We start from the raw sequence: 18085 nt of genomic DNA, 5'->3' as shown, positions 1-18085 counted from the left end.
GTCGTCGGGACCTACGGCCCTGCGCGGCCGTGACCTTCGGCGCGCGATCCCACCCTCGCGGCGCGTCGTTCACCTGCAGGTGACCCGCGTTCCCAGGGTGACCTGAAAGGGGTCTTTCGGCCCTACCTTGTCGGCCCGGTTGCACGCATTGTCACCGCAGTATCTAGAACACGGGAATCCGCTCGAAGAAAGGTCGACGAACATGATGTGGTACGGCGGAGGCTGGGGCTGGATCGTGATGACCTTGTTCATGTTGCTGTTCGCGAGCGGTTTGATCGCCGCCGTCGAGGTGACGGCCCGCGCCTTGGTGCCCGAGAGCCGGCACCGCGGCGGCGCGGCCGTATGGCGGCGGGCCGATGACCTGTTGACCGAACGGTTCGCGCGTGGCGAGATCGACGAGGACGAGTTTCGCCGCCGCATGACGCTGTTGCGCGAGCACCGCTGACACGACGGCCATGCGCTCGCATCTGAACTCCCGCGAATCCTGGGTTGCCCTGCAGCTCAGTCGGATCCGCCCACTGATCGAACCCGCCCTCGCTGTTACGACCGTGGTTGCCCTGGGTGGTGGCGGAATAGCGTGGCTGACCGCATCCCGACAACTGGCCGACAGCTTCTGGATTGCCGGCACAGTACTGGCAGTGGTGCCCGCGGTGGCGTGGGTGGTCGCGGGGCTGCGTCGGGGCCAATTCGGCGTGGACGTGATAGCCGTGCTGTCGTTGGTCGGCACGCTGCTGGTGGGTGAGTATCTGGCCGGCGCCCTGGTCGCGGTGATGCTGGCCGGTGGACGTGCCCTCGACTCCGCGGCAGCGCGGCGGGCATCTCACGATCTGCGGGCGTTGATGGAGCGGGCACCAAAATTTGCCCGGCGCCGGGCCGGCACGACGGTCGAGACGATCCCGCTGGCCGAAGTGGTCGTCGATGACCTGCTGGTCGTGGGGTCAGGCGAAGTGGTCCCGGTCGACGGTCGAGTGGCCGACGTGGTTGCGGTTCTTGACGAGTCGGCACTGACGGGCGAATCGGTTCAGGTGGAACGCGGTGTCGGCGACCCGGTCCGCAGCGGTGTGGTCAACGCCGGCGGCGCATTCGAATTGCGTGCCACTGCCACAGCCGAGGACAGCACCTATGCCGGGATTGTGCGGCTGGCACAGCAGGCCGGCGCGGAGAGTGCTCCGCTGGTGCGTTTGGCCGACAGGTACGCGGCGTGGTTCCTGCCTCTGGCGTTGTTACTCGCGGGCATTGCGTGGCTGGCCAGCGGCTCGCCGGTGCGGGCGGTGGCGGTGTTGGTGGTGGCGACCCCGTGTCCGCTGTTGTTGGCGGCGCCGGTGGCGATCGTGTCGGGCTTGTCACGGGCATCCCGGGCCGGCGTGATCGTGCGGGGCGGCGGCGCGTTGGAGAATCTGGGACAGGCAACGACTTTGGTGATGGACAAGACCGGGACATTGACGATGGGACGTCCGGCGGTCATTGACGTCGTCGGCGCGCCGGGCCATACCACGACCGAATTGTTGCGGTTGGCCGCGTCCGTGGATCAGTACTCCCCTCACGTGCTGGCTGAGGCGATAGTCACCGAGGCCCTGACCCGCGGAATTCATCTGTCGCTGCCCGAGGACGTCGTAGAAGAGTCCGGCCGAGGGGTCACCGCCACGATCGAGGGCCGGCGGATTTTCGTCGGGAAAATACCTGTCGGCGCAGTGTCTGGTGACTGGGCTCGCGCCGTCATCAACCGGGCGCGCCTCGACGGCGCAGCCGTCGCGTGGGTATGCCTCGACGACACGCCAAGCGGTGCCGTGCTGCTGCGGGATCCGTTGCGTCGCCATGCGCCCCGCACCATGCGGCGGCTGCGCGACGCGGGCATGAACCGCCTGGTCATGTTGACCGGTGACCGCGCCGAACCAGCGCGCGAAGTCGCCACCGTGTTGGGACTGGACGAGGTGTACGCCGAGCAGACTCCCGCCGACAAGGTCGCTGCCGTGCGTTGCGAACGCGAACGTGCGGTGACGGTGATGGTTGGTGACGGAATCAACGACGCGCCTGCACTGGCAGCCGCGACCGTCGGCGTGGCGATGGGGGCACGCGGCGCCACCGCGTCCTCCGAAGCCGCCGATATCGTATTGACCACCGACCGCCTCGACCGGCTCGCCGACGCCATGGATATCGCCCGCTGGTCGCGGCACATCGCCGTACAAAGCGCCGTCGCGGGCATGAGCTTGTCGCTGCTGGCGATGGTGGTTGCCGCGGTGGGCTGGTTACCGCCCGCGGCTGGTGCGCTACTGCAAGAAGGTATCGATGTCGCCGTGATTCTCAATGCGCTGCGCGCCTTGCGTGGGAATACCACCGACGTCGAGGTGCCCGCCGATACCGAGAAAATGCTGCGCCGCTTCTCCGCCGAACACGACGAGTTGCGGGACACGCTCGGGGTCCTGCGGGACAGCGCCGACCTGCTGGCCGCCGCACCCGACGCCACGGCGCTCCAATCACTGCTCACTGCGCACCGTCTGCTCGTCGATCGAATTCTGCCCCACGAACAGGCGGAGGAAACCCTGTTGTACCCCGCGCTGGCGCGCCCCCTCGGAGGGGGTGAGGCCACCGCCACCATGAGCCGCACCCACGCCGAGATTCAGCGGCTCGCGGATCGGATCGGCGCACACGCGGGGCTTGCCGAAGCAGCCGGGGCAATCCAACCTGATCAGATCGACGACCTGCTGGCGTGCCTCTACGGCCTCTACGCGCTGCTTCGCCTGCACTTCGTTCAGGAAGAAGAAAACTACTTCACGCTGGCCGAGGCTGCGCCCGAAAGCGATCTGAATGCCGGCGACGAATCACACCCCATCGCCCGTTGAGAAACGCAGCAGCGCACCGATTCCATCGGTCAGCGCCAATGAATCGTCCACCGCCACAAGGGACGCGCCGACGGCAATCGCGGCGAACGGCAACGCCTCGTCGGCCCGGGCGACACGGCTGACGGGCTCCCCCATCAATGACAGCGTGTCCGCGTCGGGAGCCACCACCGCGCGATCAGCTCCGGTGACCACCGTGGCGTCGCCTATCAGTCCGATGATCAATGCCGCTACATTGCGCGCGCGCAAGGCGGTGCACACAGCCGAGATTCCCTCCACCGCCATCCCCGACTTCGATTCCATCTCAGCGAGGTACTTCCGGACGGTCTCGGCGATCTCGACACATCCCAGGCGCTGCAGAACGCCCTTGACTAGCTCACCGAGTTCGGTTTCATTGGCTCGCTGTCCACGAGATCCCGCGTGCAGCTGCGAAACCTTTTGCGCGACACGGGGTGGCAGTTCGGAAATGACATCGTTTCGGGAGCGAACCTCACCGCTGATGAGCACGACGTCCGGACTCATCTGATCGACGATCTCGGTGATCCGTTCGGCCACCGCGCGCACATTCACGCGAATGGCCTCGTCTGTCGTCGACCGGAAGTCCACGTATCCGCTGAATCCTGAAGTTGCCGCCTTGTGTAGCGGATAGCCTTCGCCTTCAACGACCTCTGTGCGCAGGTCACCGTCACTGTGCACGGTGATCTCGGCACCCGAACGGTCGACGGCGACAAACACATACGGTGGGTGCGCGTAGCCAAACTCCACCAACGGCACCAGGAACGGGTAGTCCGATACGCGGAGCACCGGCGCCACCGGCGGACGGGACACATGTTCGTTGATCAGTATCCGTTCACGCGTCACCACAACAGCCCGGCCCTGCCTACCGACCGCCGGCCGGCTGTGCAATATGGCCTGCTCCATGTGATCGAGCGCCGAAGGGTCGGCTCCCATGTGCTCCAGTTTGCTGCTGAGACTGCGCCATTCCACGTTCGGCCGCTTCGCTGCATCAGACCGCGAATCGTCGAGATAAGCGGACACGAACGGCCCCGGAATGTCGACGAGGCGACGGAAATCTTCAGTGTTCATCTCTTGTGTCCTAGCTCGAAATCTTTTGTGGGGTCTTGACTTTTACGGCCTTGGCGACGCCAAGTCGCTCGAACGTACGGCGCCGTCGCCGTGACAGCTGTGGCGCTACCTGTGCCAGGTCGACAATGCTCGGGTCGGTAACCTCGCGCGTCTGACCGTCGGACGTGATCGTCGCCCGACCCGCTGCGAGCACATTGCGCAACCAGTCGACCCTGGTGCCGTACGGCAGCGGGATGATGTACCCGTCGACCGCTTTTTCGGCGACCACGGGTGTGGCGTACTGCCTGCCCGAGACACGACCGGTGTGTCTGATCACCGATGCATACCAGTGTTTTCGGCCGGCCAGATGCAGCATCGCGGGATTGAGTACGTACTTGTTGAAGCGACGCACCGCATCTCGGAACGGTGCCTGCATGTCGGTAGACATTCCACGATGCTCGCTCCCGGGCCGGCCGTGCGACAGGGCCGTCCGGATCCAGAGCAGAGGACTTAGGGCACTCGGACGGCATCGCCGGAGTTCGGGGCTTTCGCGGGGACTTTGGTCTCTATTGCCACGACGGCGGTACGGACACGATGTGGTCGGTAGGTGCTCCCGAGAAGGGAATCGTGATGACCACAGCCGAGTGCTCCAAGTTGACCGGACCGCAGATGGAAGCCGTTGCCTGGGGTTTTCTGCGGTCGGAATTCACCCAGCAGATCTACGCCGGCTGGCCGATGGACCGACGAATCAGTGCGTATCTGCACCACCACGGCCTCGATCAGATCATCGACGACGGCTCCGCCTTCGACCGGTTGACCGAACGGGTGATGGCGAACCTGGGCCGTGCGCTGCGCAGTGGCCTCTTGGGATTGCCGAAGGATCAGTCGTGACCGTCATCCACAAAGCACCTGCCGCGATGGCGGTTCGGCCGAACCTGAGCGACTACGACGAGACTTGCGCGTCGTTCGATTGGGCCGACGTGCCGAACTTATGTGAGGGCATGGGTAAAGGCCTGTGCAACATCGGGTATGCCGCAGTGGACCGTCACTTGGGTGGGCCGAGCGCGAACGCCACCGCGTTACGCTTTGTTACCGCCGCAGGGTGGGACGGCGCCGTCGCGACGCGCGACCTGACCTACGCCGAGCTCAGCCGGCTTACCGGCCGTTTCACCAACGTTCTTCGGTCACTGGGCGTCGAAAATGGCGATCGCGTATTCACAATCATGGGCCGCATCCCCGAGCTCTATATCGCGATTCTCGGGGCACTGCGTAACGGAAGTGTCGTGTCGCCGCTCTTTTCGGCATTCGGGCCAGAGCCCATCGCCACCCGGGTTGCGATCGGTGAGCCCGTCGTACTGGTCACAACGAAGAGCATTTACCGACGCAAGATCGCCCCGATCCGCGCACGGCTTAGGTCTGTTGAGCACGTACTGGTGGTCGACGACGGCGGCGAACGCGGCGAGCTGCCAGGGACACTGAACTTCTGGCACTGGATGGCGGCAGCGGAGCAGGATGCTCCGGTCCACCCCACGACCGCCGACGACGAGGCGCTGCTGCATTTCACCAGCGGCACGACGGGCACGCCCAAAGGCGCCATCCATGTTCACGGCGCGGTGGCGATGCACTACGCCACCGGGCTGTACGCACTGGATTTGCATCCCGACGACGTCTACTGGTGCACGGCGGACCCGGGTTGGGTCACCGGAACGTCCTACGGCGTCATCGCGCCACTCCTGCACGGAATCACATCGGTCGTGGACGAGGGCGACTTCGACGCCGAACGGTGGTATCGGATCCTGCAATCGCTGGACGTCAGCGTGTGGTACACCGCGCCGACGGCCATTCGCATGCTGATAAAGGCCGGCCCTGAAGTCGCACACAGTTTCCGGTATCCGCGATTGCGATTCATCGCCAGCGTCGGAGAACCCCTCAACCCCGAGGCGGTGTTGTGGGGCGAGCGCGTACTCGGGCTCCCGATACATGACAACTGGTGGCAGACCGAGACCGGCGGCATCATGATCGCCAACACACCGGCGTTCGACATCAAGCCGGGCTCGATGGGACGGCCGTTGCCCGGCGTGGCCGCATACGTGGTGCACACCGAGACAGACGGCCACGTGACCGTCATCGACAAGCCCGATGTCGAAGGTGAGCTGGCCCTCAAACCAGGGTGGCCATCGATGTTCCGCGGGTACTTGCACGAAGACGACCGCTATCGGAAGTGCTTCCGCGATGACCTCTATCTGACGGGCGATCTCGTCAAGCGGGATTCCGACGGCTACTTCTGGTTCGTCGCACGCACCGACGACGTCATCAAATCGGCCGGCCACCTGATCGGGCCATTCGAGGTGGAGAACGCGCTGACGGAACATCCCGCGGTCGCCGAAGCCGGAGTGATCGGCAAGCCCGATCCGACCGTGGGCGAACTGGTCAAGGCGTTTGTGACCCTCAAAGACGGGTTCGCCGCAACCGATGACCTGGAGCTGGAGATCCTCGGCCACGCCCGCAAGCGGCTTGGTGCCGCAGTGGCGCCGAAGGAAATTCAGTTCGTCGATACGTTGCCCCACACCAGAAGCGGCAAGGTCATGCGGCGCCTGCTCAAGGCCCGGGAGCTTGGCTTACCGCAGGGCGACGTGTCGACCGTAGAAACCGGTGCCGACCTACAGGAGTCGGCCCCATGAGCGGAGAAGAACTCGCCCGCACGCTGTTGTCGGACATGATCCGCGTACGCCGGATGGAAGAGAAGTGCGCGGAACTGTATGGGGAAGCCAAGATTCGCGGGTTCCTGCACCTGTACGTCGGCGAGGAGGCGATCGCTGCCGGATCGCTGCGGGCACTGACCACAGGGGATGCCGTCGTCGCGACGTACCGCGAGCACGCACATGCATTGCTTTGGGGTGTCGCGATGAACTCCATCATGGCCGAGATGTTCGGTAAGCAGGAAGGATGTTCTGGCGGCAGAGGCGGATCGATGCATCTGTTCGACGCCGCCACCCGTTTCTACGGTGGCAACGCCATCGTGGCGGGCGGTCTGCCGATCGCAGTGGGACTGGCCCTCGCCGACAAGACTCTCGGCCGCAACCGCGTCACCGCCTGCTATTTCGGCGATGGAGCCGTCGCCGAGGGGGCATTCCACGAGTCACTGAACATGGCCGCCCTGTGGCAGCTTCCCGTGTTGTTCTGCTGCGAGAACAACCTCTACGCGATGGGCACCAGACTGGACCGGGCACAGTCCCAGACCGACCTGACGGCCAAAGCAGCGTCCTACCGGGTGCCCACGCTCGCCGTTGACGGGATGGACGTGTTGGCCTGCCTGCACGCAACCGAACAGGCTGTCGCGCACATCCGGACAAAGAGCGGACCGTTCTTCCTCGAGTTCCGTACCTACCGCTTCCGCGCCCATTCGATGTTCGATCCGGAACTCTATCGCGACAAGACCGAAGTCGCCCAGTGGCGCGAACGAGATCCGATCGAGCTGTTCCGCACGCAGTGCCTGCGCGACGGTGTGCTCACCACCGACGAAATAGCTGGTATCGAATCGGCCGCCGACCGCGAGGTGGCCGAAGCTGTCGCGTTCGCCGAGGCCGGGACCTTCGAGCCCGTCGAGCAGTTGGGACGTGACGTTCTCACTTCGGAGAGTGTCGCATGAAGGTCAGCTATCGAACCGCCGCGCACGACGCATTGCGCGACGCACTGCGAAACGATTCCCGGGTCGTCCTGATGGGCGAAGACATCGGCCGATACGGCGGAACGTACGCGGTGTCCAAAGGGCTACTCGATGAGTTCGGCCCCGACCGGATCCGCGATACCCCGTTGTCCGAGCTGGGTTTCGTCGGGGTCGGCATCGGTGCGGCGTTGGGCGGATTACGCCCGATCGTCGAAGTCATGACCGTGAACTTCAGTCTGTTGGCACTCGACCAGATCGTCAATACCGCTGCGGCACTGAGACATATGTCCGGCGGGCAGTTCTCGGTACCGCTCGTGGTGAGGATGGCGACCGGGGCAGGTAGACAACTCGCCGCGCAGCATTCCCACAGTCTGGAATGCTGGTATGCCCACATCCCTGGCATCAAGGTGCTTGCCCCGGCCACCGTCGAGGACGCCTACGGGATGCTGCGGACGGCTCTCGCAGACCCCGATCCGGTAGTGATCTTCGAACACGTGCAGCTGTACAACGCGACGACCGACGTCGATGCACTCACCCCGGCCGACATCTCCCGAGCCGCGGTACGGCGACCGGGATCCGACATCACCGTGATCGCCTACGGCGGGTGCGTGCCGAAAGCCATCGACGCGGCGAATAGACTTGCGATTGACGGAATCGCTTGCGAGATAATAGATCTTCGCGTGCTGCGCCCGTTGGATGACGCGACTATCACCGAGTCCGTGCGCAAGACGCATCGGGCCGTCATCGTCGACGAAGCCTGGCGCACAGGCAGCCTGGCCGCGGAGATCAGCGCGCGGCTGGTCGAGAACGCATTCTACGACCTGGATGCACCCATCGCCCGGGTATGCACTGCAGAGGTACCGATTCCATATGCCAGGCACCTTGAGGAGGCTGCCCTCCCCCAGGTTGATGCGATTGTCGACGCGGTGAAGCGCACTCTCGGGAAGCCATGATGATCGAGTTCAAGATGCCCGCGCTCGGGTCGGACATGGACGAAGGAACGCTGACCGAATGGCTCGTGAAGCCCGGTGATGCCATTGCCCGAGGCCAAGTCGTGGCGGTGGTGGAAACCACCAAGGCAGCTGTGGAGGTGGAGTGTTGGCAGAGCGGGACCGTGCACGAGCTGCTGGTTCCCGTCGGCGAAACCATCCAGGCCGGTACGCCTTTGGCCACACTGCTGGCAGCAGGCGAGTCCGCCCCGACCGAGCTGCCTGCAGTGTCTGCCGAAACCACTGCGACCCCACAGCCGGCACGGCGCCGGTGGATTTCGCCGGCCGCACGGCGCGTTGCCGCATCATTGGGCGTCGGCCTCGGCGGCGTCACCGGGACTGGACCGCAGGGAGCCGTCACCATTGCCGACGTCGAGCACGCGGCAGCAGAGGCTACGAAGACTCCGTCACACACCGCCACCACCGATCGCGCAGCGCAGATGCGCAGATCGATCGCTGCCGCGATGAGCCGCTCCAAGCACGAGATCCCGCACTATTACCTGTCAGAAGAAATTCCGATGGAGACGGCGCTGACGTGGCTCGCCGACTACAACAGTCGGCGGCCGATCGCCGAGCGCGTGTTGCCCGCCGTGCTGCTCGTGAAATCGGTTGGCCTGGCTGCGCGACGGTACAGCGAATTCAACGGGTTCTGGCACAACGATGAGTTCCAGGCAGGTTCAGGAAGCCACGTCGGTATCGCGATCTCCCTCCGCGGCGGCGGATTGGTGGCGCCGGCAATACATGATGTTGCGGACAAGAAGATCGATGAGTTGATGCGCAACCTGACCGATCTCGTGGCCCGAGCTCGTGCTGGCAGTCTCCGCAGCTCTGAGGTGTCAGACCCGACGATCACGGTGACAAACCTCGGCGATCAGGGAGTCGATTCTGTTTTCGGCGTGATCTATCCGCCACAGGTTGCGTTGGTGGGGTTCGGGCGGCCGGCTCAGAGGGTTCGCGTCGTCGACGGTGGGATCCGAGTCATGACCACGGTGAACGCAACCCTTTCCGCCGATCATCGTGCCAGCGACGGCCACCGCGGCGCGCTGTTCCTCGCCGCAATCAGTGAGCAATTGCAGCTGCCTGACGAACTCGAGAAATGACACGAAAATGATGACCGCTCAACGCATCCGTGAAGAAGTGCTGTCGGTTTTGACGACCATCGCCCCCGAGGTGGATCCGGTCGAGTTGTCCGACGACGTCCTGTTGCGCAACCAGGTGGACCTGGATTCGATGGACTGGCTCAATTTCCTGGTCGGCATACATCGACGGCTCCACGTTGCGATACCCGAAAAGGACTACGCGGGCTTGCGGACGCTCTCGGATGTGGTTCGTTATGTCGAGACCCACGCAGTCTAACCTTCCGACCTCAGCGGAGAGCCCGGCAATCCGTGACAGTACGAGTGCATCTCGTACCGGCCTTTCGCGCATTCACGCGTTCGGACGGGGTGCGGTCAGCTCGGCGATACACCCGATCGTCCAAACGATCGACTACTACGTGATGGCCTGGCGCGAATACCTCGACCGTGGTTCGCGCGACCTGCCCGTCGCGCGGCCGACGATCGCACTGGCCGCACACGCACTTCGCGATGAGATCGTGTTACTGGGATTGCGGGCAAGACGGCCGGTGGGCGACCTGCGTGAATTCGACCGCATCGAGGCTGAAGTCACTGCGGCGCTTGGTCTCTACGCCCGCAGAGGTTGGTTGGCCGAACCGTCGCGGTTCTTCGCAAAACCCCCCGCGTTGACAGAGGTCACAATCCGGTCGGTGCGCGCGACGGGTCGACGCTATGAACGTATCGCCTTTGACAGCGGCTACAGGCCTCGCGTGGGTGAACCCGGCAGGACTCGATGGATGAGCTATACCGCCAACAACCGCGAATTCGCCTTGCTACTGCGGCACGCTGATGACCGGCCCTGGCTGGTATGCGTACACGGCGCGGAGATGGGCCGCGCCGCACTCGATCTCGCGCTGTTTCGGGCCTGGCACCTACATGACGATCTCGGCTTGAACGTGATCCTGCCGGTCCTGCCCATGCATGGTCCACGGTCACGCGGGCTACCCAAAGGGGCCGTATTTCCGGGCGAGGACGTGATGGACAATGTCCACGCGACAGCTCAGGCGGTTTGGGACATCAGGCGGCTGCTGACCTGGATCCGGATGCAGCAACCCAACTCGTCGATCGGCTTGTACAGCATCTCTCTCGGCGGATATGTCTCATCGCTGGTCGCCAGTCTGGAAGACGGCCTGACATGCGCGATCCTCGGGGTACCGGTGGCCGATTTGGTTGTGCTGCTCGGTCGGCACGCCGACCTGAGTCGCGAAGATCCGCGTCGCCGGATCGTGTCATTGGCCGCGCCCATCGGACACATGTTGTCACCACTGGCCCTGCGGCCGCGTGTACCGATCTCTGGTCGCTTCATCTATGCCGGCATCGCTGATCAGCTCGTTCATCCGCGCGAGCAGGTCCTTCGATTGTGGGAACACTGGGGTAAGCCACAGATTGTCTGGTACCGCGGTGGTCACACGGGGTTCTTCGAGTCGCGGCCCGTGCAGCAGTTTGTCGACTCTGCGCTGCTGCAATCGGGGCTCGTCAATGGGCCGTTCACCGAGCCCGAGTCACACCGGTCGGCCTGAGCGAGGCGCACGGTGAACTGGATGGGCCCGTTGGACGCGGCAATGATCACCGCAGACGTGATTTCCAACCCGCTGAACATCGGTGCGGTACTGGTACTGTCGCCGCCACCCGGGTCGACGCCGGATTATCTCGATCAGGTATATGCGGACAGTGTCATCGGTCGAGTAGTCGGGGATCCACGGCTGCGCAGATATCCCCACCGCGGCATTGACACAGCGGGCGTCTGGGTGTGGCGGGAGCTCGACGTCGTCGATGTCGGCAGGCACTGCCAAAGAGTCACGCTGACACCAGGTGAGAGCCTGTGGAAGTTGATCAGCGCATTGCACGCAGAGCCTCTCGCCAGATCACGACCGATGTGGATGTCCTATCTCATCGACGGCCTTGACGACGGCCGCTTCGCCTTCTACATCAAGATGCATCACACCGTGATGGACGGTGTGACCGGTTTGCAGACGCTCGCCGATGTGCTGAGTCCTGATCCGCGATGCCGTTCGTCGCGTGGATTCTACGCCGAGCCAAAGACCCGAACCCCCGCGGTACACCGCGGATTTCGGTTACCCAATCCCCTGGCGTTGCTCGGCGCCGTGACCAAAGCCGGGTCATCAGCCGCCGCGTTGGCGGCGCAGGTGGTCACCGGCGAAGTAGCGAGGATTGCGGCAAGCGTGACCGGGGATACCGCGTTGCAGCCTTTGGCCGCGCCCTATGTTCGCTTCAACGGCCGCCTCGGACGCGAACGTGTGGTCAGTGCCGCCACCCTGCCCAGCAGTCGTTTTCAGGCAGTCCGACGAGAAACAGAGACGACGGCCAACGACGTCATCACCGCGGTGATCGCCGGTGCTCTTCGCCGATGGCTGACAGATCACGACGAGTTGCCCCACCGGTCGTTGGTCGCCATCTGTCCGATCGCGGTGCATCCTCACGATCACCGACGAGCCGACCAGCCGGGCAACATGTTCGGCGCGTGGCTTTGCCCGCTGGGTACGGATCTGGTCGACCCCGCAGAGCGACTGGATCGCATCCATCGGTCCATGTCCGAGGGCAAGCACGAAGTGGCTGCGCGCGGTGCGGCAGCGTCCTTGCTACTACTGGCGGCGAGCATCGCTCCGACGGTGCTGCTGCCGATGCTGCCGTTCGCGCCGAGACTCCGAGCAGGTTACAACCTGCCGATCTCGCACGTTCCAGGTCCGCGAGACGAAATGTATTGGAACGGTGCACATGTCGAGGAGATTTATCCGATCTCTGCCGTGTATGACGGACAAGCGCTCAATGTCACGACCTGCTCGTACGCCGATCGCGTCGGGTTCGGCTACGTCGCCGGTGGCGACGTCATGCCCGATATCACCGAACTGGGGCCCCTGACCGAGCAGGCACTCGCCGAACTTGAGACGGCCGTCGGCGTGACGTGAGGCCTCTTGTCCGCACGACCGGTGACCAAATCCCGTATCGATCCGGTACATGCCTGCCGAACATTCAACTATGGAATACCTTGATACTGCGCACCAGTCAGGACAGCGTTACCTGCGCGACGAGGAAGTACAAGTGCTCGCAGGGCAGGCTTCGGTAGCCGGGCACCTCACGATCCCCGAGAATCCCAGGGGTGTTGTGGTCTTCGCTCACGGCAGCGGGAGCAGCCGGCACAGTCCGCGCAATCGTTATGTCGCACAGGTCCTCAACGCTGCCGGTTTCGGCACGCTCCTGTTCGACCTGCTCACGGTCGACGAAGAACGCAACCGCGCCAACGTCTTCGACATCGGGCTGCTGGCCTCGCGCCTGGTCGGTGTCACCAGATGGCTTGCCGACCAACCCGACACCGCGGCTCTTCCGATCGGCTATTTCGGCGCCAGCACCGGGGCCGGCGCAGCGCTGACAGCCGCAGCCGACCCGCAGGTGCGGGTCAACGCAATCGTGTCGCGCGGTGGCCGTGCTGATCTCGCCGGGCGCGCGCTGACAAGAGTCCTCGCGCCGACACTTCTGATCGTCGGAGGGCGCGACCATGGCGTCATCGAGCTGAATCAGCGTGCGCAAGCGCTGATTCCAGGTCGATGTGAACTTGCGATCGTTCCTGGCGCCGGCCACGTCTTCGAGGAGCCGGGCACTCTGGAACAGGTCGCCAAGCTGGCTTGCGAGTGGTTCGCCGAATACTTGTGAGCGCCTGTGGTCGACGTTGCCCGCGGCCAGTCATCTCGGCGCTGACAACTTCGCTACGGTTGCAGCGGCGCCGACCATCGCAAGGTCGCGCCTTGACCCGTGGTATCGACGACGCTGCACTCACCCCCCATGTCCTTGGCGCGCTGGTTCAAATCCTCCACGACGCTGGTGGTCACGTCGTCAGGAACGTCGTGTCCGTTGTCGGTGACCTCAATGGTCAAGTCGTCATCAACCGTGACCGCAATGGCGAGGGTTGTTGCGTGCCGGGCAGCATCGCGCACCGCTGCTCGGACGACTGCCTCGGCATGATCGGCGAGCTCGGCGCTGACTGCCGATAACGGCCCCTGTGTCCGCACCTCGGTCTGCAATCCTGAGTCAGCAAACTGTGCGACCGCAGCGTCGAGACGTTGGCGCAGGCGCGTCACACCCGCCAAGGATGGCCCGTGGAGATCGAATATGGCCGTGCGGATCTCCTGGATGACATCGTGCAGCTCGTCGACGCTGTCGATAATGCGTCGCTGCACTTCGGCCATGCGCGCCCTGGGGATAGTTCCCTGCAGCGCCAGTCCGATGGCGAACAGGCGTTGGATGACATGGTCGTGGAGGTCTCGGGCAATGCGATCGTGGTCGGTCAGGATGTTCAGCTCACGCATGTGGTGTTGGGCTGTGGCCAACTGCCAGGCGAGCGCGGCCTGGCTGACGAAACCCGTCATCATGTCGAGTTCGTTGGCGTTGAAGGACCGCTCGCCCTCGGATCGCAGAACAACCAGTACGCCGACGATCACGTCCGTGGTGTGTAACGGCAGGATCAATGCGGGCCCCGAGGCCACGTCGAACCCGCTGTCGAAGCAGTCCACGTTTGCGGCCAAGCCCGTGCTGAAGGCCTCACCTATCGCGGTCCCCGCGGTCGGCACCGTCTTTCCCGCAGTGATCGGGTGTCTACCTGCTGTAGCCACCACAATGAGTTCGGTAGTGTCGATCGCCGGTACGTCAGGATCTGCTGGGACAGCGACGAGCGTTGCGGTCGCACTGCTGAGTGTGCGGGATTCGTCGGCAACCAATTGGAACACGCGGTCGGGATCGGCCCCCGAGAGCATCTCGGTGCCGATGTCCCGGGTTGCCGCGATCCATACCTGTCGGAGCTTGGATTGCGCATACAGCCGCGCATTGTCGATGGCGATACCCGCTGCCGCGGCCAGTGCCCGAACGAGTACCTCGTCATCGTCGCTGAAGGGCTGCCGGCCAGCCTTCTCGGTCAGATAGAGGTTCCCGAAGACCTCGTCTCGGATACGAATCGGCACACCAAGAAAGGTACGCATCGGGGGGTGATGGGCCGGAAACCCGACAGAGGCGGGATGTTGGGAAATGTTCGCCAGCCGAATCGGTTTCGGATCATCGATCAATGCCCCCAACACTCCACGCCCCTCGGGCAGAGATCCGATCCGTTCGCGTAGGTCGTCGCCGATTCCTTCATAGATGAACTCGGTCAGCTCGTGGTCGTAACCACGAACACCCAGGGCTCCATAGCGCGCGTCGACGAGCTCGATGGCGGTGTGGACGATGGTGCGCAAGGTCGTATCGAGGTCCAGGCCCGATGTGACCGTCAGCATCGCCTCCAGGAGTCCGTCGAGTCGATCACGCCCCAGCACGATTTGCTCGACTCGGTCCTGTACCTCCATGAGCAATTCGCGGAGGCGCAACTGCGAAAGTGTGTCACGCAGGGGACGCATGCCGGTCTCGACGCCCGACCTGCGAGGGCCGGTCACAAGATCATGATCGCATCGACTCACTGGTTTGACCAGAGGTTCCTAACCACCAATTGACGCAACCGAAGATTGTTGTTGATCAAGAAACGACCGTCCGGGCCGGCGGACCCCCCAAAGGCCACGACATCGGTGTCGATCCTGCCCCCGACAGCGCTGCAGTGGAAACCGATGGGCTCACACCGAGATTCGGCATTCAGGTCGCGGTTGACCACTTAGGCGATGAGTCTTGACCGAATCGACCGCCCCAATCCTCCTGCGCAGGGACTATCGGCCGCGCCAGGTCGGGACTTTCGCCGGTGTCGGGGCAGATTCACTCTCGATACCGTCAAACCGCACGCATTCACAAACCCACAAGGAGAGAGCAGACATGTCCCAGACAACCGAATCCACGTCGTCGCCGCAGCGGACCGAACTGTTCGAAGAACTTCGCGAATCGGCCCGCGTCGGCCAGCACGCAGCGACGGATGCCCTGCGCAAGTTCAACCACGCGCTGGATGAAGCAATCCCCGAAGCCGTCCATCCGCTGCGAGCCAAGATCGTCGACGCGGCAATCGATCTGGCGAGCACCCTGGCGGCCGCGCAGTACCAGTTTCACCGCAATCTGATCCAGACCGCTGACCGGGCCCTGGCGCGCCCCGGCCAGGACGGAAAGTAAACCCACCGGGTCCGGTAAGAACAGTCGGACTCCGGCCGACTGTGTCGTTCAACTGGAAACGATCAAGACTAGTTTTTGCTCGCGTTCACGATCACTGAGTGGGACCATCGTGTGGTGGCCGATGAGTCGGGCGCCGATAGCGCCGTGCATCCGCTCAGGAACACGCTGTCCCAGCTGCGGTTGCGGGAACTGCTCGTGGAGGTACAGGACCGCGTCGAGCAGATCGTCGAAGGCCGTGACCGCCTCGACGGCCTGCTCGACGCCATGCTGGTGGTCACGTCGGGTCTAGAGCTCGACGCGACTCTGCGCACCATCGTGCACACCGCGATCGAATTGGTCGACGCTCGCTACGGTGCTCTGGGTGTGCGCGGTCGGGATCATGAACTGGTCGAGTTCATCTACGAGGGCATCGACGAAGCAATGCGCGAGCGGATCGGGCACCTGCCGGAGGGACGTGGCGTGCTCGGGGTGCTCATCGACGAACCCAAACCAATCCGGTTGGACAACATCGCCGATCACGTTGCATCCGTGGGCTTCCCACCGAACCACCCGCCGATGCGGACTTTCTTGGGGGTACCGGTCCGTATCCGCGACGAGGTGTTCGGCAACCTCTATCTGACCGAGAAGGCCGGTGGCCAACCATTCAGTGAGGACGACGAGGTACTCGTCCAAGCGTTGGCCGCCGCTGCCGGCATCGCCATCGACAACGCGCGCCTCTACGAGCAGTCCAAGGCCCGGCAATCGTGGATCGAAGCAACACGCGACATCGGGACCGAGCTTTTGTCCGGCATTGATCCAGCGACAGTCTTCCGGCTCGTGGCTGACGAAGCCAGAAATCTCAGTGGTGCCGAACTGACCCTGGTTGCCGTCCCCGACGATCCCGATGCGCCGCCCGATGAAGCGGAAGATCTTGTTGTGGCGGCCACTTCGGGGGCTAGTCCAGCATCCGTCGCATCGGTCATTCCGGTCGCTGGATCGGTGATCGGCGACGCCTTCGTCCGACGACAAGCGGGGCGCTTCGACAGCATTCGCATCTTGCCCGAAGACGAGCCAGCGACCGGTCCGGCACTGGTGCTGCCGTTGCACGCGCCCGAGACGACCGCCGGGGTGCTGGTGGCATTGCGTCAGGTGGGTGCCGAGCCGTTCAGCGCAGAGCAACTCGACATGATGGGTGCCTTTGCCGATCAGGCTGCGCTCGCCTGGCAACTCGCGACGACTCAGCGGCAAATGCGGGAACTGGACGTTCTGACCGACCGGGACCGGATCGCACGGGATCTGCATGACCACGTGATTCAACGGTTGTTCGCGGTCGGGATGGCGCTACAGGGCACGATCCCGCGCGCGCGTGCTCTCGACGTACGCCAACGACTCACCGAGTGCGTCGACGATCTCCAGGATGTGATCCAGGAGATTCGGACCGCCATCTTCGACCTGCACGGTGTCGGCTCGGGAATCACCCGGCTGCGTCAGCGGCTGGATGAAGCCATCGGAGGGTTCGCGGGTTCGGGAATCCGAACCACCATCCAGTATTCGGGTCCATTGTCCGTTGTTGATACGGCCTTGGCCGATCATGCCGAAGCCGTTGTCCGGGAAGCGGTGAGCAATGCTGTACGGCACGCTCAGGCCAGTACCCTCTCGGTCTACGTCGGGGTAGCCGACGAGTTGAGCATCGAAGTGGTGGACAACGGTTGCGGAATCGGTGACAACATCACAGGCAGCGGGTTGGTCAATCTGCGTCGCCGTGCCGAGGAGGCTGGCGGATCGTTCATCGTGGAGGCTGCGCCCGGCGGCGGCACCCGGCTACGGTGGTCGGCCCCGCTCCCGTAATCGACCGCCCTTCGGCCCAGGGCGTCAGGCTGCTCGCGGAAGATCAGGCGTTGAGCTGACAGCCGGTGAAATCGTGGGCTTCGGGCGGGCGATCCAGCCTGCGTAGGTCAGATAGACGCCCATCGCAACGAAGACGACGAACACTACGCGCCATAGGTTTTCCGCACCGACAGTCCGGTTGGCGATGGACATGAAGAAGTCGGGAAATGCCATGAGCAGGATCCCCCGTATCACCATGATCCATCCCAGCAGGGACACGATAACTGCAGTGAGCCCTCGCCAGTACGGATGCAGCGCGACGACGATGATACCCGCGATCAACACGAACGCGCCTGTTACCCAGGGCCATACGGCGCTCGCGCCAAACTCCGTCAAGAGCACGCGCATGTTGGGCGAGCGCGCAACCACGGTTGCCGACGCGATGGTGAAGAACGGACCGAGCACTCGGGCGAATGCACGGGTCGCTGCCGATTGAGCCACTGTGCTCATCATCTA

The 18085-nt window shown here is 63.9% G+C and carries 16 protein-coding genes and 1 pseudogene; 13 read left to right on the top strand and 4 right to left on the bottom strand.

The window, feature by feature from the left end; genetic code table 11:
* The first annotated feature begins 205 nt into the window (after positions 1 to 205).
* Both A5784_RS34190 and A5784_RS34185 read left to right on the top strand, forming a co-directional pair.
* On the top strand, positions 206 to 445 hold the full coding sequence (locus A5784_RS34190) for an SHOCT domain-containing protein (RefSeq protein WP_502687562.1): 240 nt from the start codon (positions 206 to 208) through the stop codon (positions 443 to 445).
* 10 nt (positions 446 to 455) lie between these two features.
* Complete coding sequence (locus tag A5784_RS34185) at positions 456 to 2840, top strand: heavy metal translocating P-type ATPase (protein WP_197514977.1); 2385 nt, start codon at positions 456 to 458, stop codon at positions 2838 to 2840.
* Here the strand turns inward: A5784_RS34185 and A5784_RS34180 are convergent.
* Both A5784_RS34180 and A5784_RS34175 read right to left on the bottom strand, forming a co-directional pair.
* Positions 2820 to 3923, bottom strand: coding sequence for an Rv2629 family ribosome hibernation factor (locus A5784_RS34180; RefSeq protein WP_064949300.1), 1104 nt, complete (start codon positions 3921 to 3923; stop codon positions 2820 to 2822). The two genes, A5784_RS34185 and A5784_RS34180, sit on opposite strands and share 21 nt — an antisense overlap.
* A gap of 10 nt (positions 3924 to 3933) precedes the next feature.
* Complete coding sequence (locus A5784_RS34175) at positions 3934 to 4350, bottom strand: PNPOx family protein (RefSeq protein WP_064949299.1); 417 nt, start codon at positions 4348 to 4350, stop codon at positions 3934 to 3936.
* A gap of 182 nt (positions 4351 to 4532) precedes the next feature.
* Between A5784_RS34175 and A5784_RS39510 the strand changes: the two genes are divergently transcribed.
* From A5784_RS39510 to A5784_RS34130, 9 genes and pseudogenes are all read left to right on the top strand, one after another.
* Entirely contained in the window at positions 4533 to 4793 is a 261-nt protein-coding gene (locus tag A5784_RS39510; RefSeq protein ID WP_064949343.1) for a hypothetical protein, read from the top strand.
* Positions 4790 to 6583 (top strand): acetate--CoA ligase, encoded by a 1794-nt coding sequence (acsA, locus tag A5784_RS34165; RefSeq protein ID WP_064949298.1) that lies wholly within the window; start codon positions 4790 to 4792, stop codon positions 6581 to 6583. The genes A5784_RS39510 and acsA overlap by 4 nt, the downstream gene beginning before the upstream one ends.
* A complete protein-coding gene (gene pdhA, locus A5784_RS34160) occupies positions 6580 to 7551 on the top strand; it encodes a pyruvate dehydrogenase (acetyl-transferring) E1 component subunit alpha (protein ID WP_064949297.1) in 972 nt (323 codons plus the stop codon). The genes acsA and pdhA overlap by 4 nt, the downstream gene beginning before the upstream one ends.
* The gene (locus tag A5784_RS34155; RefSeq protein ID WP_064949296.1) at positions 7548 to 8522 is read left to right on the top strand and encodes an alpha-ketoacid dehydrogenase subunit beta; all 975 of its coding nucleotides are present in this window, start codon (positions 7548 to 7550) and stop codon (positions 8520 to 8522) included. The genes pdhA and A5784_RS34155 overlap by 4 nt, the downstream gene beginning before the upstream one ends.
* Complete coding sequence (locus A5784_RS34150) at positions 8522 to 9658, top strand: dihydrolipoamide acetyltransferase family protein (RefSeq protein WP_064949342.1); 1137 nt, start codon at positions 8522 to 8524, stop codon at positions 9656 to 9658. Before A5784_RS34155 ends, A5784_RS34150 begins: the two co-directional genes overlap by 1 nt.
* Positions 9659 to 9665: 7 nt before the next feature.
* Entirely contained in the window at positions 9666 to 9914 is a 249-nt protein-coding gene (locus tag A5784_RS34145) for an acyl carrier protein (protein ID WP_064949295.1), read from the top strand.
* A 142-nt stretch (positions 9915 to 10056) separates the two neighbouring features.
* Entirely contained in the window at positions 10057 to 11193 is a 1137-nt protein-coding gene (locus A5784_RS34140) for an alpha/beta hydrolase family protein (RefSeq protein ID WP_064949294.1), read from the top strand.
* A gap of 12 nt (positions 11194 to 11205) precedes the next feature.
* A complete protein-coding gene (locus A5784_RS34135; protein ID WP_064949293.1) occupies positions 11206 to 12600 on the top strand; it encodes a wax ester/triacylglycerol synthase family O-acyltransferase in 1395 nt (464 codons plus the stop codon).
* 109 nt (positions 12601 to 12709) lie between these two features.
* Positions 12710 to 13342 (top strand): annotated as a pseudogene (locus A5784_RS34130) (dienelactone hydrolase family protein); the annotation flags it as partial.
* Positions 13343 to 13395: 53 nt separating this feature from the next.
* Here the strand turns inward: A5784_RS34130 and A5784_RS34125 are convergent.
* On the bottom strand, positions 13396 to 15072 hold the full coding sequence (locus tag A5784_RS34125) for a GAF domain-containing sensor histidine kinase (protein WP_064949341.1): 1677 nt from the start codon (positions 15070 to 15072) through the stop codon (positions 13396 to 13398).
* A gap of 403 nt (positions 15073 to 15475) precedes the next feature.
* Between A5784_RS34125 and A5784_RS34120 the strand changes: the two genes are divergently transcribed.
* Both A5784_RS34120 and A5784_RS34115 read left to right on the top strand, forming a co-directional pair.
* Positions 15476 to 15763, top strand: coding sequence for a hypothetical protein (locus A5784_RS34120; RefSeq protein ID WP_064949292.1), 288 nt, complete (start codon positions 15476 to 15478; stop codon positions 15761 to 15763).
* 114 nt (positions 15764 to 15877) lie between these two features.
* Positions 15878 to 17590 carry a sensor histidine kinase gene (locus A5784_RS34115; RefSeq protein WP_156750933.1) on the top strand — a complete coding sequence of 571 codons (1713 nt, stop codon included), beginning with the start codon at positions 15878 to 15880 and terminating at the stop codon, positions 17588 to 17590.
* A 24-nt stretch (positions 17591 to 17614) separates the two neighbouring features.
* On the opposite strand, the gene A5784_RS34110 is transcribed toward A5784_RS34115, so the two are convergent.
* A complete protein-coding gene (locus A5784_RS34110) occupies positions 17615 to 18034 on the bottom strand; it encodes a hypothetical protein (protein WP_232006358.1) in 420 nt (139 codons plus the stop codon).
* Between the last annotated feature and the right edge of the window lie 51 nt (positions 18035 to 18085).

Origin of the sequence: Mycobacterium sp. 852013-50091_SCH5140682 (genome assembly GCF_001665685.1) — a bacterium.
In the GTDB taxonomy this organism is placed as follows: Bacteria; Actinomycetota; Actinomycetes; order Mycobacteriales; family Mycobacteriaceae; genus Mycobacterium.
The sequence above is the reverse complement of the archived record's forward strand: the minus strand, read 5'-3'. Positions and strand labels throughout refer to the sequence as shown.